Annotated in this window: 14 protein-coding genes and 1 tRNA gene; 1 reads left to right on the top strand and 14 read right to left on the bottom strand. The window is 56.2% G+C overall.

The window, feature by feature from the left end; all coding sequences use genetic code 11:
- Nucleotide 1: 1 nt before the first annotated feature.
- The 14 genes from AC2FLE_RS11155 to AC2FLE_RS11090 all read right to left on the bottom strand — a co-directional run bounded on the left by AC2FLE_RS11155 (nucleotide 2) and on the right by AC2FLE_RS11090 (nucleotide 20,924).
- Complete coding sequence (locus AC2FLE_RS11155) at nucleotides 2-3,376, bottom strand: error-prone DNA polymerase (protein ID WP_496697042.1); 3,375 nt, start codon at nucleotides 3,374-3,376, stop codon at nucleotides 2-4.
- Entirely contained in the window at nucleotides 3,373-4,851 is a 1,479-nt protein-coding gene (locus tag AC2FLE_RS11150; protein WP_496697041.1) for a Y-family DNA polymerase, read from the bottom strand. Before AC2FLE_RS11150 ends, AC2FLE_RS11155 begins: the two co-directional genes overlap by 4 nt.
- A gap of 258 nt (nucleotides 4,852-5,109) precedes the next feature.
- Complete coding sequence (locus tag AC2FLE_RS11145) at nucleotides 5,110-6,216, bottom strand: peptidoglycan-binding protein LysM (protein ID WP_496697039.1); 1,107 nt, start codon at nucleotides 6,214-6,216, stop codon at nucleotides 5,110-5,112.
- Nucleotides 6,217-6,260: 44 nt separating this feature from the next.
- Nucleotides 6,261-7,502 (bottom strand): transporter substrate-binding domain-containing protein, encoded by a 1,242-nt coding sequence (locus tag AC2FLE_RS11140; RefSeq protein ID WP_142636243.1) that lies wholly within the window; start codon nucleotides 7,500-7,502, stop codon nucleotides 6,261-6,263.
- Between the two features lie 19 nt (nucleotides 7,503-7,521).
- Nucleotides 7,522-8,310 (bottom strand): PP2C family protein-serine/threonine phosphatase, encoded by a 789-nt coding sequence (locus tag AC2FLE_RS11135; protein WP_281995081.1) that lies wholly within the window; start codon nucleotides 8,308-8,310, stop codon nucleotides 7,522-7,524.
- Nucleotides 8,311-8,313: 3 nt separating this feature from the next.
- Nucleotides 8,314-9,285 (bottom strand): FHA domain-containing protein, encoded by a 972-nt coding sequence (locus tag AC2FLE_RS11130; protein ID WP_496697037.1) that lies wholly within the window; start codon nucleotides 9,283-9,285, stop codon nucleotides 8,314-8,316.
- Nucleotides 9,286-9,488: 203 nt separating this feature from the next.
- Nucleotides 9,489-11,648 (bottom strand): serine/threonine protein kinase, encoded by a 2,160-nt coding sequence (locus AC2FLE_RS11125; RefSeq protein ID WP_496697035.1) that lies wholly within the window; start codon nucleotides 11,646-11,648, stop codon nucleotides 9,489-9,491.
- A 334-nt stretch (nucleotides 11,649-11,982) separates the two neighbouring features.
- On the bottom strand, nucleotides 11,983-13,269 hold the full coding sequence (locus tag AC2FLE_RS11120; RefSeq protein WP_496691618.1) for a dynamin family protein: 1,287 nt from the start codon (nucleotides 13,267-13,269) through the stop codon (nucleotides 11,983-11,985).
- A complete protein-coding gene (locus tag AC2FLE_RS11115; protein WP_496697033.1) occupies nucleotides 13,266-15,308 on the bottom strand; it encodes a dynamin family protein in 2,043 nt (680 codons plus the stop codon). Before AC2FLE_RS11115 ends, AC2FLE_RS11120 begins: the two co-directional genes overlap by 4 nt.
- 67 nt (nucleotides 15,309-15,375) lie before the next feature.
- Nucleotides 15,376-16,248, bottom strand: a complete 873-nt coding sequence (locus AC2FLE_RS11110; protein ID WP_496697031.1) for a hypothetical protein — start codon at nucleotides 16,246-16,248, stop codon at nucleotides 15,376-15,378.
- Between the two features lie 22 nt (nucleotides 16,249-16,270).
- The gene (locus AC2FLE_RS11105; RefSeq protein WP_142636257.1) at nucleotides 16,271-16,672 is read right to left on the bottom strand and encodes a hypothetical protein; all 402 of its coding nucleotides are present in this window, start codon (nucleotides 16,670-16,672) and stop codon (nucleotides 16,271-16,273) included.
- A gap of 30 nt (nucleotides 16,673-16,702) precedes the next feature.
- Nucleotides 16,703-18,418: a dynamin family protein gene (locus AC2FLE_RS11100; protein ID WP_496697029.1), complete on the bottom strand. Its 1,716-nt coding sequence runs from the start codon at nucleotides 18,416-18,418 to the stop codon at nucleotides 16,703-16,705.
- 8 nt (nucleotides 18,419-18,426) lie between these two features.
- Complete coding sequence (locus tag AC2FLE_RS11095; protein WP_496697027.1) at nucleotides 18,427-20,439, bottom strand: dynamin family protein; 2,013 nt, start codon at nucleotides 20,437-20,439, stop codon at nucleotides 18,427-18,429.
- A 2-nt stretch (nucleotides 20,440-20,441) separates the two neighbouring features.
- Nucleotides 20,442-20,924 (bottom strand): hypothetical protein, encoded by a 483-nt coding sequence (locus AC2FLE_RS11090; RefSeq protein ID WP_246097206.1) that lies wholly within the window; start codon nucleotides 20,922-20,924, stop codon nucleotides 20,442-20,444.
- Between the two features lie 663 nt (nucleotides 20,925-21,587).
- Between AC2FLE_RS11090 and AC2FLE_RS11085 the strand changes: the two genes are divergently transcribed.
- Nucleotides 21,588-21,672, top strand: a tRNA-Leu gene (locus AC2FLE_RS11085).
- Nucleotides 21,673-21,696 lie beyond the last annotated feature (24 nt).

The following is a 21,696-nucleotide window of genomic DNA, read 5'->3' as shown; positions in this document are numbered from 1 at the left end:
TTCAATGAAAATCCCGGCTTGGAAACAGCCGCTTTGCCTGATCCCGTGGGTGCATTGCCCTGGCAGGATAGCGGGATTTCTTCGGTGTATCATCAGTGCGGGACCCTTCGGTGCTTAGGACCTCTGGTTGCGGGTGCCCCAATTCGGAAAGCTTATGTGACATGTCCTGAACGTCCTGGGCGATCAGGTGCACGATAATCCCTTCACGCTGCAGATACCCTGTGATCCGCAGCAGGCGCCCGCCCATCACGGCCCGGCGGAAACGCTCATAAACCTTGGGCCAGACCACCACATTGCTGACCCCGGTTTCATCCTCTAGCGTCAGGAAAATTATACCCGACGCCGTGCCCGGCCGCTGACGGGTGATAACCAGACCACAAACGCTGTGCCGCCCCAGGGGCACCTCTAGCAAGGCGACATGTGTGGTCAGCCCTGGCAGAGAGGGGCGCAGCAGTTCCATCGGGTGGGCCCGCAGGGTCAGGCGGGTGGCAACATAATCCTCGACCACCTCTTCGCCCAGCTGCATGGCGGGCAGGTTGACCAGGGGTTCGTGAACCGTTTCCCCGTCAATCGGATCATTGAACAAGGGCAGAGGTTTGGGGCTTTGAATGGCTTTGACCTGCCAGAGTGCATCGCGCCGGGTCAGCCCCATATCGGAAAAAGCGTCTGCCTCGGCCAAGCGCGTCAGTACATCAGGCCGCAGCCCCGCACGCAGCCACAGCGCCTCTGGATCCTGATATCCATTGCCGCGGGCGGCCTCAATCCAGCCGGCGTCTTCTTCCCTGAACCCCTTGATCTGGCGGAATCCCAGCCGCAGCGCCAGCGCGCCATCGGGGCGGCGTTCCAGTATATTGTCCCACTCGGAATGATTGACGCAGATAGGGCGGATTTCGACCCCATGCTCGCGGGCGTCGCGCACGATCTGAGCGGGCGCGTAAAACCCCATGGGTTGAGAGTTCAAAAGCGCGCAGGCAAAGATCGCCGGGTGATGGCGTTTCAGCCAGGCCGAGACATAGGCAAGCATGGCAAAGGCCGCCGCATGGCTTTCCGGGAACCCGTAATCGGCAAAGCCTTCGATCTGGGAAAAACACTGCTCAGCTACTTTGATGTCATAGCCGTTGCCCAGCATCCCATTGATGAATTTATCCCGGAATGTGCCGATTGTGCCCATTCGCCGGAACGTAGCCAATGAGCGGCGCAGATGGTCGGCCTCTTCCGCCGTGAATCCGGCCCCGACCACGGCAATCTGCATGGCCTGTTCCTGAAACAGGGGGACGCCCAATGTGCGCGCTGTCACCTGTTCCAGTTTCGGGCCAAAGGGTTCGGGGTTTTCCAGCCCATTGCGTCGCCGGATATAGGGCTTCACCATATCCCCTTGAATGGGGCCAGGGCGCACAATGGCAACTTCGATTATCAGGTCATAAAGCTCGCGGGGGCGCATCCGGGGCAGGAAATTCATCTGCGCCCGACTTTCGACCTGAAAGACGCCGATCGCATCCGCCCGGCAGAGCATGTCATATGTGGCGGTGTCGTCCTGAGGCACCTTGGCGATGCTCAGGGTCTGGCCTTCATGCTGTTGCAGCAGGCCAAAGGATTTGCGCAGACAACTGAGCATACCAAGCCCCAGCACATCGACTTTCAGGATGTTCAGAGCATCAATATCATCTTTGTCCCAGCAGATGACGGTGCGGTTTTCCATTGCGGCATTTTCAATCGGGCAAAGCTCGTCCAGGCGGCCTTTGGTGATCACAAAACCACCAACATGCTGGGACAGATGGCGGGGAAATCCGATGATTTCGCCAATCAGATGAATGGTTTGCATGAGGCGCCGGTCGCTGAGGTCCAGCCCCAGCTCGCGAATGCGGTCCAGATCAACGCCGCCATTGCTCATGCCCCAGATCTGGCTCGACAGCCCAGCGGTCACATCCTGCGACAGCCCCATGACCTTGCCCACCTCGCGAATGGCTGCACGGGTGCGGAAATGGGTGACAGTTGCACAAAGACCAGCACGTTCGCGGCCATATTTCTCGTAAATCCACTGGATCACCTCCTCACGCCGCTCATGCTCGAAATCGACATCAATATCCGGCGGCTCGCCCCGGTATCTGGACACGAACCGTTCAAAGACCATGGCGATCTGGTTGGGGCTGACATCCGTGATGCCCAAGAGGTAACAGAGCACCGAATTGGCCGCGGACCCGCGCCCCTGACACAGAATGCCCTGCGACCGGGCATATTGTACGATGTCATGTACAGTCAGGAAATAAGCGGGAAACTGCAGATCCGCGACCACCGCCAGTTCCTTGCGCATCAGCCCGACCACCGTGTCGGGCGGCCCTTCGGGGTACCGGCGCTGCAACCCTTCGTGTGCCAGACGTTCCAGACGCGTTTGCGGATGTTCCCCGCTTGCAATCTCATCGGGGTATTCATACGAAAGCTCCGCCAGATCAAAGCTGCACCTGTCGGCAATCTCCATCGTGCGCCGCAAGGCGCTGGGGTGATGGCGGAACAGCCGGACCAGATCATGGCCGGATTTGAGGCGGCGTTCGGCATTGGCCAATGCGCGTGTACCGATCTGATCAATCGTAATATTTTCGCGCATGCAGGTCAGGGTATCGGCCAGTTGCTTGCGGTGGGCGCGGTGCATCAGAACATCCCCGACCGCGACCATGGGGGCGCAGCTTTTCTGGGCCAGTTGGGCGCATTCGGCCAGGTAGGCCTGATCGCTGCCGTCATAGCGCGGAACAGCGCCCAGAAAAACATGATTGGGAAAGCGCCGTCGCACGGTCTGAATATCTGATGCGGCCTCTGACAGGGTGGTCTGGGGCAGGGCGATCAGGATCATGCCCTTGCAGGCCGTCAGCATGTCTTGCGTATAGAGCTCGCAATCGCCCTTATCTGTACGCCGTTTGCCCAGAGTCAGCAGGCGGGCCAAGCGTTTGTAGGCTGCCAGATCACAGGGCAACGCCACCCAATCTACCGCACTGTCGCGCAGCAGCAGCCGGCAGCCAGTAATCAGTTTAGGCAGAACAGTACAGTCCGGTTTCGGAAGCGCCTGCCTGTGGCCAACCTCCTGCCGGGAAGAGGCATCAACACGATGTTCGGATCTGATTTGAAGGGGCTGTTTGGTCTGTCGTTTAAGCTCTCGCAGTGCCGACCATGCGCGCACAACCCCTGCCAACGAATTGTGATCCGTGATAGCTATTGCCGACAATCCCAGCTCGGCGGCGCGCAGGACAAGCTCTTCGGGGTGGGAGGCCCCGGTCAGAAAGGTGAAATTCGTGGTGACACAGAGTTCGGCATAACCCAGCCCCTGTGCATGGGGCTTTGGCATATGGCGGTGCAGGGCGTCTGTCGGGCGGTTTGCTGTGATCATGCGAACTCTCCCTGTACAAACCAGCCCGGATTCTGCGGCGTGTAAAACAGCCAGAGCCTGCGCCCCTGCGTGGTTTCCACTCGCCAGTAATCCCGCAGGCCAGAGCGCCAGCTTTCATCCTGATGCCACCACTCGGGCGCGATGCGTTCGGGGCCCGTGGCATGGCCGGTTGTCAGGGACATACGTCTCCAGCGGAACCGCGCGGGCGGATGCGGGCCGGTTGCCGCAATTGGTTCGGGTGGAAACAGGTAGAGCGGGCGTGGGTTCAGGATGCTCCAGCCGCTGGAGGGGTTGGAATAGGCGGCGGCCGCGATGATGAAACTGTGTTCGGGAATATGGCTGTCCGCAGGTAGGAAACGCTGTATGTTTTCAAGCCCGACCCGGGTGCCCAGCCGGGTGATCAGATCATCCAGCCGGCTCTTGCTGTGGTCCGACACATGGCTGATTTGTTGTACTGGCAGCGCTTCAACCCCGGTGGCCTCCAACCGCATTTGATCAATGCCAAAGCCAGCATCTATTTCCCCCAAACCGCGTTCGAACAAAGACAGGATACGCTGAGGATCGCGCAGAGGTCGGGCCAGGCGCAGTTCAACCAGCTGGCAGTCCTGGTCCACCCGACGCAATGTCATGCAAAGTTTCCGGGCGCCCATCTCTTGCGCCTTCAGCTTGGCGCAGAGCTGGGCCAACAGCCGTTCGGTACCAGCCATCACGTCCGACAGTAATCCGATGGGGTCCGGCAGGGTCATGCGCACCGCGTAATGGGGGGGATCGGACAGCGGCGTGATTGCTTCGGGTTGCGCGCCCAGAGCCTGATCCAGCCTGAGCAGCAGACCGGGACCAAAACGCCGTGTCAGCGGTGCGCGCGGTGCTGCCGCCAATGTACCAATTTTGCGCAGGCCCATGCGCTGTAAGGCGACCGAGGTCTTCTCATCCAGACGCAAGGCCGCCACCGGCAGCGACTTTAGGGCCGTCAGCATATTGCCAGAGGCTGCGACCCCCTCGTTATAACGGGCAAGCGCCCAAGCCGCACCGCGCGTATCCCCCAACCCGATCTGCACCCAGAGCCCTGCGCGCGCAAACCGTCCGCGCATATCAGCCAACATCGCCTCTTCGCCGCCAAAGAGATGGGCTGACCCGGTGACGTCAAGCACCAGCCCATCCTCGCCTTCCATCCCCACCCAGGGGCAATAGCGCGTTGCCCAGCGACGCAGGATGTGCAGGAAACGCATATCGGCCTGAGGATCGGCGGTGCAGCTTTGCAAAGCGGGGCAAAAGGCGCGCGCATCCGCATAGGACATGCCCTGATGCAGCCCCTGTTCCGCAGCCTGAGCGTTCAGGCAATAAATACGATTGGCATTCTGTTGTTTGAGCGTCAGGACAAAGGGCCCATTCACCAGGCGTCGACGCAGAACCCGGTCGCTTGCCAACCGAGGAAACCACAATGAAACGACGCGACGCTGCATTCCATCGAACATGCCAGATACCAATATGTTCTTGATTTGTTCTTTTTATGCTTCCGCTTTTACAGAGTCGAGTCTTTTGGATCAAACGCCGGCAGATAGCGCCACCGGGACCAAGTTGTTTCGGCTTCGAAGGGAAGGTCGGCCCTTTTAGGCATCAAACCGCGGCAGCCATTATTCGGACTCTCATTCCTGTCGCAAAAATCTTCGGATCTTGAAAAAAGACAGGGCCGGTCCAAAGACCGGCCCTGCGACTGTTCATATGTATCGGTATTAGTTTGACGCGGCGTTCAGCTTTTCGTTCTGTTCACGCAACGTGTCCGAGATGATCGCGTACCATTCGCCGGATTCACGCATTTCGTTCAGGCCCTTGTTGACCATAGCGATGTATTCGCGTGCAAACGGGTTGGTGCGGTGAGCAAGGAAGCTCATCGAGGACAGCGTGGAAACATAGGGGTTTTCTACGATATCTTCCGAGGTCAGGCCCATGTCCTTCATGGTTGCGGCGAAAAGATCGACCTCGAACGCGGCCACATCGGCTGAGCCGGTCAAAACGGCATCCAGACACTCGCGGGCCGAGCTGGGGTGAACCAACGTCAGGTTCTCGGAATTCAAGCCGACTTCTTCAAGTACAACCATGCTCCAGCCGTCCATACGACACAGGGTTGCACCTTTGAGGTCTTCGAAGGCCGTCGCTTGTGAGTATTCGCTTTCCGGCAGAGTGAAGAAGCCGCCGACGATGTCATAGACCGGAACCGAAGCAACAAACTCGTTACACCGGGATTCAGTCGCTGCAGACCACTCATAGGTGTGGTTTGTACAATCTGGAACTGTCCAGGCGATCGAGATGTCGAATGCGCCGAGCGGCAAGAGAGTTTCCAAATGCGAAGTCCAGTCGTCGACAAAGCTGACCGAGAAATCACGGCTGTTGCCGGCACGCTGAAGACTTGTGGTCGCCAGGCGGGTCATGATCCCACCACCATTCAGACTTTCGGTTGTGAATGGCTCCCATCCGTTACCCGCTACCAGCTTGATTGGCGGGGCGTAGACGTTCGAACGTTTCACACTGGCCGCACGCTTTTCTTCTGCTGCGATCAGTTCCTGTGCTGACTGGCCATTCGGCAGACTACCGTCTTCACAGGGCAAGGACAGAACCAATCCAGGCGCCAGCGCGTTTGGGTTGGTGATGATGTTGCGGTTGGCGTTGAAGATCGGCTGATAGTTCGAGGTGCCATAAGCCGCGATGGCGATGGTCGCCATCGTGTCACCATCCGCGACGGTATAGTTGCTACAGGCTTCCTGTGCTGCGGCAGCTCCGGCGCTCAGGGCGGTGACGGCGGTGGCCGAAATCACGACTTTCTTCAGGTTAAATTTATACATGTCCACTTCCTCCAGACTTTTTTGAGTTTAGGCCGATAAGGGCCTTAGCCATTTTCCATTTGATAACGCAGAGCGGTTGAGACGATGTCGCGCCACTCGCCTGATTGCTGCATGATCGCCAGACCCTGATTAAGCGTTTCAAGGATCGCTTCTCCATCAGGATTATCCTTGTGAGTCATGATGTTAAGAGACTTGATCGCTGCCAGGTTGGGGTTTTCTACAATGCGATGCTCGTAACCCAGCCGACCGATTGCCTCGACGGCCAGATGGGCCTCAATGGCGGCGATGTCGGCGGTTCCATCCATCAATGCATGGAAACATTCATCCGGCGAAACCGGGCGCAGCATCGTGATCGCGGGCTCGTACAGCCCCACCGCGTCCATATGCGACAGGGACCAGCCCTCGGGTCGGCAGATGGTTGCACCGGCAAAGTCCGCATATGTCAGGGTCTCTTCATAGCCCGAACCTTCGCGAGCAAAGAACGTGTCCACAACTTCATAGAACGGGTTCGAGAAATTGTAGGTTTCACAACGTGAACGGTCATTTTCAGACAGTGCATCTGCGTCGTCACAATCTGGACGCGACCACGGGAAGGTTGCGTCAAATGCCAGCGTCGGCATCAACAGATCCAGATGTGAAGACCAGTCATTGACGAACTGGATCTTGTAGGACTGTTCCGGCGCTGCGCGCAACATCGCGGTTTCAACAAGATTTGTATATAGACCACGATGCGGCAGAGCTTCATCCGTGAACGGGGAATAGTTGCCGCCAGTGATCAAAATCAACTGACGATCCCGGATTTCAGGACGTTCACCGGTACCTGCATTGCGAATTAGGGCAGCACCTTCAGCACGCGCGGCCTCGATCTCATCCTTGGCCGCAGCCTTGGCGGCGATGACCGCCTCTGCTTTGGCTTCGGCCACGCGGGACTCGGCTTCGGCGATAGCTTTGGCAGCGCGATCTTCCGCAGCCTTGACAAGTTCGGCGGCCATTTCGGCGGCCATTGCTTCGGCCTCTGTCTGCGGCACGGCAGCCGCGCGCCCGATATCTTCCAAACACGGCAGGGTCAAAACGTCGCCGACGCGGATAACATTGGGATTATTTCCGATTACATCGCGGTTTGCCTCGAAGATGATCCGAAAATCTTCGGTTGAATAGACTGCGATGGTCAGTTCCCGCAGGCTGTCGCCTCGCTGGATTTCATAGGTTGAGCATGCTTCTTGTGCCGAAGCAGCGCCCGTCGCGGCAGCTAGTGCCAGGCTGGATATGATCAGATGGAGTTTCATTGGTCCGGTTGCTTTGCCTCTAGTCGTTTCTTCTGAGTTTGATGACGCCAATCGACGTATTGTCTTGATCCGGGTCGTTCCTGGTTCTCAGTGCCCGCAACAGCGCATCCGCAATATCTTGAGCCAGCGCATCCTCGTTTTCCTCAAGAATTGCCTGAATTTCTGTGTTGCTCAGATATTGCAGCCCATCACTTCCCACGATCAGCACATCCGCGGTGCTAAGACCCAATGGTTCTTCCGGGCAATCGACCTTGGGAATTGCGGCGCCCATTATCACCGAAGTCAGTTGGTTTCGGTCGGGGTGAGACGACGCCTGGTCTGGCGTAAGGGTACCTGCAGCAACCTGAGCATCAATCATCGGAGCCATCGAATGGTCTTCGTTGATTTGGCTGAGGGTACGGTCGCGATAGAGATATAGGGGGCTGTCGCCAATCGAAATCCAGAAGACGCGCTTTTCCAGCAGCAAAACTCCCAACATGGTTGATCCCATGTTGAAATCTTCACCCTGCTCCTCGCAGTAAGTCGAAATCGCGGCATTTGCCTGCATGGCTGCCAAGGGTAAGGCGTCGATCAGCGCAGTCTCAGCCGGAGCGTCTGCTTCAAGTTCGGTATCCAGTGCATCGCGCCAGGCTTTGACTACCAGTTCAGATGCCACTTCTCCTGCCGCATGCCCACCCATTCCGTCCGCGACGATGACATAGCCCGCATCCGCCGCGTCGAACATACGCGACGCGACCGCGTCTTCCTGCGTGTCGCGCTGACCCTGATCCAGGATCAGCGCAAGATCATATGCTGGGGTCGCCAGCATCAATTAAACATCCCGCCAATCAAAGCCGTCATCGCAGAAGGCTGCAAAACGGATTGAGGTTTCACTGATCCGGATAAGATCGCCTGTGGAGAGTGGAACCGTGCTGAGAACGGGTTTGCCGTTCAGGCGCACCAGATTGGCCTTGCCGCCATGGCCCAGATAGCATTTGCGGTCTTCCGGGTCATAGGCAATTACCGCATGGTTGCTGCGGGAAATCCCAGTGTCGCCAAAGTCCAGCTGGATCGCCTGGTCATCATTACGCCCAATCTGCATCAGGCCTTCTGTCAGCGTAACGCTGGAACCGCGGCCGGGGCCGGAAGTTACAACAAGCCATCCTACCGGGAATGTCGCCTGCGCGGTCTCGGTCTTGGCCATAGCCACCGGCTCGGCTGTTTCCATCAGGTCCTGAACATGCGTATCCGCGCGCTCGAAGCCCAGGAAGGTGGTTTTCACACGGCTGCGTCTGTCTTCTTTTGCCGCAGGAGCAGGCTGAGGTTGTGCCTCGACCTCCGGGGCAGAAGGCGCTTCTGGTTCCGGATCAACTGTCTCGACGACTACGTCTACGACCGGTTCTTCCATCGCCATTTCAGGCGCGGGATCTTCAATCGTGGCTGTCAGTTCTTCGGTTGACACATGCAGTGTCACAACCGGTTCGTCGTCCTTTGGGTCGGCATCAACTGTAACCTCGGTGGCGCTTTGCACTTCGGCGACCACTTCCTCGACGATAATCTCATCGGCAGTGGCTTGTTCAGCTTCGGAGAACACCGGCATCCTGCCTTCGGGTAATAGTTCTTCGCTTTCATCGTAGCTATCAGCAGCAATGTTGCCGCCTGCCAGTGCATTACGAAGTGCGTTGAAATCCGCAATCGGTTCAGCGTTATCAGACTCAGGTGACGCGACCTCCTCGGTTTCGGTCTCTTGAGGTTTGCCGGCACCTTCGAGAAGCCGGCTAAGGGGGCTTTTATATTTAAACATGGTGTCGACACCTTTGTTTCTTGGCACAGGAACTACGTCCCATGGGGCTGCTACTCACCTCTGCACGTTCGGTACACAGGCACTGATGATTGGGAACAAAAAAACTCATTTACCTTCTGCGACGGGCCGGTCCCCGTCAGAGTGATGGCTTTCGCTTCACTCTCAGCAAACACACACAGGCAGATCACAATCAGACCGGATCATTACTCCTGTACCAGGGGCATAACCGCACCCGTTTCAGTACCGTTACGCAGAACTGTAAAGCGGGCTTCGGGCTGGTTTTCAGAAACAAGGAGCTGCAAAAGCGCGTCCAGCCCTTCAGGGTTGGTAATGTTCTGACCGGTATGATTTTCCGAGATCAGTACATCGCCTTTGCGCAGGCTGCCTGCTGCGGGTGCGTCTGGTGCAGTGTCAACAACAGTTGCCCAGCCGTTTCCATTGCTGTTCCTGATAGTGAACACATAACCATTCTCGAGACCCAACATGCGAATGGCGGGCAGGGCCAGCAATCCGTTCTGCGCACGGGTTTTTCCGAGTTCCCGATAACGGGCAGTGATGCGGATATACCCATCCGGATCGACCTTCAGGTCATCCAAAATCTGGGCGGCAAAACTTGCATCTGCCTGGACCGGCACTCCATTTACAGTATAAATTGACGCCCCATGCTGCACCCATTCTCCGATCACGGAAGTATCCAGCGTGGGGTCAATGCCGGTCACGACAACGACGCTGCCAGTCGAGGCGCGGCGTTTCGAGGTCTGGAACGGTATTTCCACATCCCAATGAGAATACGCAATCTGCGTTTCTGCCGGTTGGCCAGCAGCAGCGCTGATTTCTACCGGGTCGGCAGCAACAGGGGCTGCCTCGACAGGTTGCGCTTCGGCGTTTTGCGCCGTGAGGGTATCCGTCTGCTCAACAGGTTCTGTGCTTGCGACTTCTTGTTCTGGTGCTTCAGCTTCCGCAGCGGCCGGTCCTGCCGTTTCCACGGCCTCTTCCGCAGCGGCCGGTGCCGCCGTTTCCACGACTTCTTCCGGCTGTTCCGAGGCTGGTGCCTCTGTCTCGGTCACCTGGACCGGCGCTGCTGTCGGTTCGGGGGTTTCTTCGCTGCCACTGAACAAAACGAATCCGCCTGCAGCCAAGGCAACCACCACCGCAGCAGCGCCTGCGATGACTTTACCGCTGCCGCCTGATCCGTTCTTGACGATCGTGTCGACCGCAACCGCGGCCTCTTCTTTTTGTGCAAACTTGGCCAGATCGCCCTCTGACTTATCCTCATTACCCAGGGCAATGTCAGGGTTCCCAGCCAACAAGGCAGTCACCACCGCCTCGGCATTTTCACTTTCGGCTTTGATCCGGGCTTGCTCTTCGACTTCGTCCTTACGGTCCATCGCCACGATGACCGAGACCGGACGATAGGCGAAGGAGTCAAACATGACGCCGGGACCACGGAACATCCGCAGCCAATCCAGGGCCGTTTGCAGACGATCTGTTGCGTGAACTTCCATCGCTTTGTCGACCGCTTCAAGGAACCCATCGGGATAGCCGCTGTACTGACCTGCGAGGGGCGTATAGGGATCATCCTGGCCATTGTTGAAGGCATTCAGTCGGGTTTGCCCGTCGATCGGACGTTCGCCACTGATGGCGTGATAAAGCGTCGCCGCGAGAACATAGAGGTCGCTGCTGGGTCCCTGATCTGCGCCGCGTACATAGAATTCGTGCGGGGAATAGCCGTCTTTGATAACGCGCAAAGTCAACAGGGCAGCAGATTGATTGGCTGCCTGTTCGCGCGCGGCACCAAAGTCGATGAGGACCGGGTCTCCGTTTTGGTCAATCAGAATATTGTCCGGTGAGATATCGCGATGCAGCATTCCGCTTTGGTGGATGAACGAAACGGCCGACAGCATTTTCTCGGTGACTTGGACAATGAAATCCGGGCCCGCGTCGTTTTCGGGGTTCTCGGAATAATCCAGAAGATCGCAACCCCGGATCAGGTCCATTGCGATATACGCCGTGTCGTTGTCTTCAAAGACCTGATGTACGTCAACGATATTGGGATGAACCAGTCGGGCGTGATTGCGGGCTTCCTGAATGAACAGGTCGATGATCGCGCGCAGATCTTCTTTGTGGTCGGGATTGATGGGTTCAACCGCGTCACCATTCCGACGGCACAGAGCGCCTGGATAGCACTCTTTGATCACGACATCGCGTTCTAGGCTGTCGCGGGCCAGGTAGGTAATCCCAAACCCGCCATTGCTGAGGAAACGAAGAATCTCATACTGCCCGCGCAACAGCTTTGCGCCAGGTTCAAGTCCTTCAATCTTAGGTTCGTCGTGCGTTGCACCGACAGCCTGGTTATGGCTCATTTCATTCCGCCCGTTCTAATCGTTTTGCGGCAAAAAACCTGGGCAAATAGCCCGCAAACACACAACCAAAAACAACCGCAGGACACTCAAGTCGGTTAGACGATTCAAATTTGACTTTATTGGGGCCGCCTGATGGCTTCACTAAGGATCGTTTTTGCGATTGATCTATATGTAGTGTATATTTGGCAATTTATACTACATATAGAAATATATTGTGATAAAATCGAAAGCTAAAAACAAATTCTTAAGGATTGGTCTACAATTTCGAAACAATAGATTCGTAGGAATCGCATCTACGATTCGCGGAATTTCCGCTCAGCCTTGAGCGGAAATTTCAGGTTCCGGTCTTTGGCTGTGCCGATTCAACCCGGCTGCCGGCCCAAGCAAGGTTGTCACTCAGCTGTGCCAGGATGCTAATCGCATCCTTCAGTGGCGCAACGCCGCTTTCGAACTGAAGCAAAAGCAACAAGTCCGTGGCCTTTTCGAACTCACCCGGAATCCAATCCGCCGTCGGGTCAATCTCGCCATCGTTTTCCAGGCGCTCGGCAAAGTCCTCAACGATTTCCTGACAGCTTTGCAGGAAAGCCGCTGGCTCCATATTTGAGGTTTCCCGCAGGTCTTCATAGATACTTGCAATCGCGGCAAGCCAGTCTTCCAGGATCGGATTGTCGATAGGGGGTAGCACGTTTTCCAGCGTGGTCTGCATAGAGGGCGCGTCGAGGGCGGCTATGTCCGGCACCTGAACGTCAATCGATTTCAGATAGGGCAGAAAGTGCTGTTCCAGATCTTCGCGCGCCGAACTCAGGTCTGCCTGTCGCCGGTTCGAAGCAATATCAAGCACCTGCTCGGCCAGCCCCTGTCCACCGCAGGTTTCCCAAAGGGCGAAATCCGGTTCTGGCTCTTGCGCCATGGCACGGACAGCCACTGGGGTGCCGATCGGCACAACCGAGCGGAACATATTGCGCTTTTCTTTGTTCAAGCGAGCCAACACCCGGTCAAGCGCGTCGCGTACCGGAGGCAAATCTGTATGTGTCACAGCCAATATGCTGTTTGCTCGCAACTCTTCCGGAACCTTAGCCCAAAGATGGCGTTCCGTTTCCCGCCATGCATTTGTGCCGTTGGTGCACCAGATCGCGCAATCAACAAATTTAAGCAGATCGAGCGTCGGTTTATAGGTATCATCCAAAGCGCCTGACCCAGGCAGATCGTAGAGCGATATCTCTTGCAGGGCAGGGGTGTTCAATCCAACAGAGATAAAGTCGGGTTCGTCTTTGGCGGCTTTTTCAAGTGCAATTCCAGAATAGACCTTAGGTTCCCGGTCCCACCACCCGACAGTTGTTTCGGGGGTTTCGGAATATGCCACAATAACGAGCGGCAGTTTCAGATGCTGCGGCCCGGTAGGCAGAATATCTGCCCCGGCCAACATGTTGGCCAGGCTGGATTTTCCCGCCCCAAATTCTCCGGCGAATCCAATATTGACCGCGTTTGACAAGCGTTCGGCATGCGCCAAGGCGCGGGCGCGCATATCTTCGAGCGCCACGTCGCTCGGCAGGCTTTCGGTCGCGGTCAGAAAGCGCTCGAGCTGCCTCACTTCCTTGTCGGTTCCGGGAAATTCGATCATTCCGCTGCCTCTGCTAGTATTTCATCTGTTTGATGCTGGCTGAATAGGGTGCCCAGCTCGTCAGAAATATGTTGTGCGTGGTTGAAGGCGGCTTGCGCCTCGGCCCGGGCATTTGTTTCGCCGGTTCCGGCACGATGTTCAAGATGTGTGGCGAGCAGGGCCAGATAATGGTCCAGCACGGTATTAAGCCGCTCGGTCAAATCACCGCGGGCGGTATCCACCAGATCATCTCCGATCATCTCAAACTCCTGAACGATCATGCGTTCGGCACGGGACACGACACTTTTACGCGAAATCAGCCGGGACAACCAGTTTACCCGAAGTTCGACAGTGATGCCACGGGTCAAAGCGGACGTGTCCGGACGGAACCAGCGAACTGCGCTGGTATTCATCCGGTTGTCGGTTGCGTCCTGCCAGCCGGGCAGAGCCCGCAGCGTGGCATTGCTTTGCATGTCGATTGCGTAGAGCTCGCTCAGCATTCTTTGGCGGACAACTTGGGTGGCCCCCTGAACAAGTTCGCGCATGCGGTCACGCAGCGGCGTGAAATTCAGCTCGGTTTCTCCGGTTTTAGACAACAGCGGAGAATCTCCGTTCGGGCCGCGAACAACGCCCGACACGGCCTCGGCCACGGTGTCATCCATTACGCCTCTCAGGTTGGCCAGGACTTCATCCATTTCGTCAATGATCTTGGTGGTCTTGTCGCTGACCGAGTTCCGCAGATCGGCCAATATCCTGTTGTTTTCACCAGCGTCTTCTGCCGAGGTTGTTGTGTCGTTCTCGATCGCGCGCAGATGCGCTTTGGACCGGTCCAATTCACCTTGGGCAAAGCTGTTGAGATGCTGCCAGGCCATACGCAGTTGTTCATCGCGCGGGCCTTCTGTCAGCGCTCGGGTCACATGCCGGCGCAGATCGGGCAACCCGGAGGCGATCATAGCGGCAAAGCGCAAAACACCTTCGCGGCTGATCGGGCCGGGGCCTTGTTTGATCTCTTCGACACCGTCCAGATATTGCTTCATCTGATCGGGGTGCGCGCGCAGCCAGGCCAGGACATCGTCGTGATTGATACCGGCTTCGTCACCGGTCAGGGCGTAATGCGCCCATTGGGCACTGCCGGTCAGCACGTCAATGTTCGAGTTCCCAAGCGCCTTCTCAAGCCCGTCCAGAACATCGGCCCGCACCTTGAACGCATCTTCGGCACCATTTCCCAATTCGTCCACGCGGTTGATAAAAACCACGATCTGGCCCAGCTCCAGCGCTTGCATTAGGCGGAACAGTTTCAAGTCCGCCCGAGAAAGCGCCTGATGCGCCGACAGGACAACCACAAAAAAGTCGGACTCTTTGAGGTATTGACGAGAGATCTCTTCGCGGATCAGCAGAGGGTCATTTACACCGGGTGTATCGGTGACCGTAAGCGGAAATGGGAAATGTCCGATGTCAAAATAGACCTCGGCCTTTCGGGTGATGTCGCTGTAAAGGCCCCGGTCCGATGCCGGATCATGTGTCCCACCCTCGGTCGGGTCATCGCCTGCGCAAACATAACGTGCCAAATCATCCGAATTCAGGTCTTCCAGATCATGATGTTGGCCCAGCAGCTGTTCATAGCTATCGCCCAGCCGAAGCTTGGCGCGGGTCTTCATTGCGTCGACCTGTTCTTCGATCATCTCGCGCTTATAACTGTCCTCATCATCGGGGAACATGTTGCGCAGCTCTTCGCCTTCGGCAATCAGGGACTGCCACTGACGGTTGTCGAAGAAATGGAACTCGGCACCTTGCGTCCGGCCCGACGGGTGGCCGAAATGCATATCAGTGATTACGGTTGTCCAAGGGTTCACATCCGACGGCAGATATTCGGCCTGTCCGGTAAAACCATTGATCAGTCGGGATTTGCCGGCCTTGATCTGACCAACAAAAGCAATCGAGGGCTTCAGGTTCGAAAGATCACCAATGATCCGAGAGATAAACTGCCCGGTTTCGTCATTGCTGACGCCTTTCATCTCGTTGGCTATACGAAGTAACTCGCGACGATTATTCTCACTCATAACACATACCCTGACTACTTAATTTCACGGATCGAATTCGTTGAAAAATTGAACTGTTGGCACCGGATCATTTTTCCGATCCCGTAACTGATTTCCAAAGGTTTACGACGGCTCCCAGTTTGCGCGCTTCATGAATGGCCAGCGCAAATTGTGACACGTCATGCAGAACGGCAAGCGCATCCCCTTTGCCCCCTGAAGGCCGCATTACAATCAGCTGAGGATGATCCAGCGCGGTGGCGGCGTCACCGTCCCACCCAACAAGATCCTGTGCAAACTGACGAAGCAGATCCTGATCGGCGTGCATGGGTTGCCCGACGTCGCATACCCCTTCGAGCCGCGATATGGCTGCACCGTCCACGGTGACTTCGGCGCGTCCCAATGCGAACCGTTCAGCGCCATCAAAAAACGCGCTGGCAATGGTTCCGGCTGTCGCCCCGGCGGCGGACGCTGGAATATCTGTTTCTTGCGGGGCAGGTGTGTCGGGAACCAAAGAAACGACCGTCTCGGGCGGCAGATCGATGGTGCCGCAAGCCTTTGCAATCTCGCTGAAAGTCACACCGACATCATCAACCTCAAGCGCTGTGTCCGGCTGCAGAGAAAGCAGCTCCAACGGGGCAGGGGCTGCTGCAATATCGGACACCAATTCGGCCAAGCGAGTCGCAAGCTCTTCACGCGGAGTAGTTTCAAAATCCGGTATCATGCCCGAGCGGACCCGGAAAACATCAGTTACCCGCGAGCTGTTGACCTCCATTGCCAGACAATCGCCATTGGCCGCGGTAAATTCCAGCCGACGCGGCAAAATGGTACCGCGAATTGTACGCAGGATCTTTTCACGACGAATCTCAGTCGTCTCAGCAGCTAATGTAACCGTCGGATTCAAACGGGCGACCGACAACCGCCCGATGTCTTCGAGCATGTCCAGTATGTCAGTATCCATCATGCCGTGACCCCCTCTGGTCCCGTTATACAGCGGCCGTAACCGGCCCCAGGCTTATGTGCGATTTAGTAAGCGCCAGCCCCACATTGGCACTGTCGCGACAGATGTAGCAGACAACATGGTCCGGGTAGTCCGGGGTCCGCAGGAAAATATTCAGCCGATCCTTTGAAAACACTGCGATTTCGCCAAACCCAGGATTTTCCGTATCGTCGGCGTCGGTCGAACGCAGCAGATTCTCAAACGCGATCACACCGCGCCCCTGAAAAAGGTTGGCCACCGCTATGGCCAGAGTGTCCAACGCTTCGGCACTTTCCGAGTCTGTGACATGGGTGCCTAGCAACATACCTGTCTTCATGTCGACATACCCGGCTGCTATGCAGTCGGGTATGGTCGCCATCGCATCGTTTAATGCTGTTTCGATAGACATCAGTTGCCCTGTCTCCTAGGTTTCTCACCGCTAAAGTACATGTCGTTCAACACCCGTGTCTTCAGAGGTATTGGCCATGGGCCTTACCGCGTTATCTGATTTTCGCGCATTGTGTTCGGCCGTGATTTGGTCAAACTCCTCAAGAAATGCTTGAAATACCTTCTTCAACGCTTCTGGGTTGGTGGGCATGTCTTCGCCATCCGTGACCTCGCGCCACATCGCCGCCGCGCTAAGCGGGGTGTCGACGGACACGTTCACAATGTCTTCAAACGAGCCCGCGATTTCCGGTCTGCTCTCTGGCAGGGCGACAACCTGAGTGTTCACCAGGCCATTGGTTTCCGGCTCTGGTTCGAACTCATCCTCGGCATCATCCGATTGTTCAGCCATCAACGCTGTGATCGAGGATACGGAAAGTTCGACCGGGGTTTCTTCCGGCTCTGCCTGAGTGGTCTCTTCGGGCTCCGGAACATCTGTAAGCTGGTCCTCCAAAGAGGCCATGAATGTGTCAGCTTCGTCTTCGTCACTGAACAGGTTTTCTTCTTCAGCAACTTCGACTTCCGCAGAAAGTGGCTGAACTTCCACAAAGTCAGTTTCATCAATGACGGATACGGCCTGTGGGTCTGTTTCATCATCCTCGGTAGGAGCAACGGACAGATCGGCAACGTCCGAGTCCTCGGGAGTGGTCTCCCGGAAGAACGCCCGCAATTCGTCTTCTTTTTCTTCTTTTACGATCTCGGCGCCCGAGGTCATGTCGGCGCGCAGACGTTCGGCCTCTTGTGGGTCAATGCGCGGGGCACGTTCAACCTCATCAGGGCGCAGTTCGACCCGGGCAGGGCGCACGGGGAATTGTGTCACCACCTCGGGCTCTGTTCCCTCATGCAGCGGATTTACCAGCTTCAGCGGAGCGGTTCCCTGTACATTCGAGAAATTGCGCCGCGGGCGCAGCGGGTGTACCTGAGGAGCATCGGACAAGCTGGTGTCAATTTGATAACGCGCCAGCTGATGAGCGCGGCTGTCCATGATCAGTTCTGTGATTTCCAGGAAGCTGTCGACCATCTTGCCACCGCCACTGCGGGTCCACAATTCGGCGTCCCCGCTTTTGTCGCGGGCCATGATGGCATCACGGGCTGAAAACAGGATCGAACGGTTGAACAGGTGACCTGCTTCGCGGTTCACACGACGAAGGACCTTTTGGCGATCCTTGACATCCAAAACGTCTGCACGTGTGACCAGCAGCAATGAATTGTGTTGCAACCGTTCGGGCAGGGAAACCCAGGTTGCCCGTTCCGTTTCGCGCCATGCCTGCGTGGCGTGCGTACACCAAATAACGCCATTTGCCTGACCGACAGCCCGTCGCCAGACATCAGTAGAAATCTTGGGGTCGGAAATACCCGGAGTGTCGATCAGGTCGACGGCTTCAAGAATGTCGGATTCCAGAAATATGCGAATAAACTGGGCATCATTCACCCCGACTTGTTCCAGCTGGTCCAGGTCAATGTTTTCGCGAGTTCCGTCAGGGCGTTGTACATAGGCCGACCTTCTACCCCAGCTGAACCAAACTGGTGGCAGCTGTGTGGCTGTAACCTGTGTAGGCAGTGCCTCCGAGCGCAGCAGAAAGTTCATCAAGGTTGATTTGCCGGCGCTGAATTCCCCCATAAGTGCGAAAACAGGTTTCCTGCGGGACCATTTCTCAATGCGGTCCCATGCTTTTGAAGAGACGAAGCGGGTTTGTGAATCTTTTGCCATATCGCTACTTATGCTGCCTCGTTACTAAGATCTTTCAGAATATCGCCGAGGATATCGTCGCGGGATTTCTGAGGGGCCAGCCCCTCCATCAGCGCTGCACTGCGAACGGGGTCCTTTTCGGCCGAGGCCGAAATGTTCAACAGAGTCTCCTTTTGCTCGCGCATAAAGTCGGAAAGGGCGGCGCGGACATTTTCAAGAACGGCTGCAATCTGGTTTTCTTCGATATCCTTGGTGATCGAATTCGCCTCTGATGTGATCAGGCGCGTATAATCCGCCGCATAGGCCTCGAAACCATTGCGGCGTTGCCACCAGCGGCGCCACCATGTGCTTTGCAAGTCCAGGGCAATCGTACGTCCGATACCCAGTGGAGGTGGTACCCGCGGGACGATTGGTGCCTCGATGCTGAACTCTCCCAGATGGTTGCCCAGCAAGCTTTGATACAACGCTTCGATGTCAGCGGCTGCCGCTGAATACAACGCACCAACTTCTTTGCGCATAGACCGGGCAAAGCTAAAATAGGCCGCTTTTTGCAAGGTCCGCAGCCCGGCAGGATCGTACTGCCACGTTCCTTGCTCGCCATTTTGCTCAAGATGCGCGATCAGAGAATCGGTGGCACGTTTAACAAAGTTGGCTTCGGCCGAGTTCAGACGCTCAAGCACTTTCGCGCGCAAGGAAGCAGTAAGCTCAGTGGCCTTCTTTTCATATTCTGCGTTGACCTCGGCCACGGCGTCTTCGGGTGCTACCCCGTTCAGCTCTCGCACGATCCCTTCGCTGTCGGATAGTTTTTTGGCCACGGCGGTCGCCCGGATCTGACTGGCGATGTTGCGCGCCCGGTGGCGTACACGGTCCAGAAGTCGAGTTCCTGCGCCTTCGGCAATGCGTTCATTCATCGCCAGCAATAGGTCGGGCAAACCGGACAACGCCCAAATCTTGTCCAGTGACGGGGCTTGATCGCCAAACCCGGCCGCCAGATAGAACGTGTTAAGGGCTTTCCGGGATTCCTCAGACAGAATATCGGGATTGCCAGTTATCGCGGCCTCGGCCCACAGGGCGCTGCCGAACACGACACTTGCCTTGGTGTCGATATTGTTCTGTTTCAGCGTGTCCAGAATCCGATCCCGAATCTCAGGAACCTGAGTGACCGGATCTGCAAGTTCGTCAATTCGGTTAACAAACAGGATAATCTGACGATTTTCGAACTGAGCGATGATCCGCATCAGCGCCATGTCCATTGTGGTCAGAGCCTGACTGGCTGCAAGAACCACAATGCAGACTTCGGACCCGCGCAGGCTGCGCAGGGTGATCTGTTCACGCACCATAAACGTATCGTTTACACCCGGTGTGTCGCACAGCTTGAGGGAAATCGGGTACTGGGGGATGTCCATGTACAGCTCAGCCGACTTTGTCACATCCGCAAAACGACCGGTCTTGGGGTTGATGTCCGGGTCGTCTTCATCACCCAGACACACATACCTTTGGATCAGTTCCTCATCGAAATAGTCGTATTGATGGCTTTGCCCCAGAATCAGGTCGAAATGCTTACCCAGTCGTTCCTCGGACTTAGCTTTCATTTCGCCGATCTGACGGCGGATATCGTCCATTTCATCGTCGGCGCCGGCCCGATTGGCCAGCTCTCCCAGCCGGCCGCCGCCAACCATCAGATTGTCCCATTCCTCTTGTTCGAAGAAAGTGAACCGGGATTTTGTATCACCCTGGGTTCTGGTGTTGATGTTCAGCGTGGTAACCACAGAGGTCCAGGGGTTCACATCCGAAGGCAGCAGGGCAGGGCGTGCGGACAGAATGTTCACAAGCGAAGATTTTCCCGCCTTGACCTGACCGACCAGCGTGACGCTGGCAGTGAAATTCTCCATGCGTGTCTTGAGCGTCGCAAGACGTGCCGAGGAGCGCGCGTCCGCCACCTCTGTCAGTTGGTCAATCTGTGTCGTCAATGCCGACATGGCCGAAGTCATTGGGGTCAGCGCTTCGTTTCCAACAGACAAAAGATGATCGTTACGCGCCATGGTTAGCCTCCGGTTCCTGTAGCGGCGATATGAGGTTCGATCTGCCCGTGAGGTGCGCTAGTCAGCGTATCAATCCGGGCGATCAGGTTCAGGGCGTTGCCCAAAATTGCGGCTTCGGCGCTTGGTGTGATCGATTCATATGCGCGGGCATCGGCCAGCACTTCGATCGAGCTGAAGCAGTCGCTATTTTCCAGGCACGCAACACTGCGCCCTGTTGGGAAACCCTGGGATTTGACCTCGGGCAGGGGCATTCGGGAATTGGCAAGCAAATAATGCCCGCCAGAATGCGTACGCAGCGAGATGCCAAACCCGGTATTCGGGTGTTCGCGATTCAGGGTTTTGAGTTCACCAAGAAAACTTTCGCGTGCAAGACCAATCGCGTCTTGCTCGGCAGATGCAGAGTTCATCATGTTGGTCACGGTAAAGACCCTTGTACTGGAGTTGAGCGAACGAACTGGTAAGACGCCCGAAGGCAAAAGACTCATTAACTCCTTTCCACCCATCAACTACTGGCAAGGCGGTCTTATTTTGACGCGAATAAGATTTTTTGGCGTTTGAATTGTGGCGCAAGTATGGCTGCGGAGTTGCCGGGGCCCACTACTAAACTAAAAAGCGTATAAAAATATGAGCATATCAGCTGAAGTTCACAGCGAGCCGAATTTGATAACTGACCCCTAAATGGGGTGTAACTATTTATTAAATTATAGTTTTACATACATGCGGTCAGCTCCATATTTGGCAAAATCTTGTCATGAGACAGAATCCATCGCCCAAACAAAGTGCGCTTTCGGGAAAGGCAACAACAACACGGCACAACGTGAGGGTGTTTAAATTTGGCAGGTTCATCAATGGTGAATTTTAACAGGACGCTATGTTTCACAAAGTCTTTTTTGGGTCTGCCTGGTCTACGAGATTTCTGTTTTAGGCGGCGTCAGGCAAAGCTTGGTCAGCTGCAAGCCCATTGGCCTTTCCGGTCGGTGTGGTCGTGCGGTCTTTCATATGTTTTCGGGTTGTGTGGTGCCTCTGAGCAGAGGTTGGGTTTGTTCTGAAACGGGCATCAATATTCTTCGTGTAAACTACAATTTCCCTCTCGCACTCGTTCAAAAGCTTTGCTATTGAGCGGCATTCCGGCAGCTGCTGCTGGTCGTGCGGGTGTGGCGAAATTGGTAGACGCACCAGATTTAGGTTCTGGCGCCGTAAGGCGTGGGGGTTCAAGTCCCTCCACCCGCACCATAGTTCTGTGTATTGCATTGATTA

This window comes from Ruegeria sp. CDSA077, assembly GCF_059612265.1.
The sequence above is the reverse complement of the archived record's forward strand: the minus strand, read 5'-3'. Positions and strand labels throughout refer to the sequence as shown.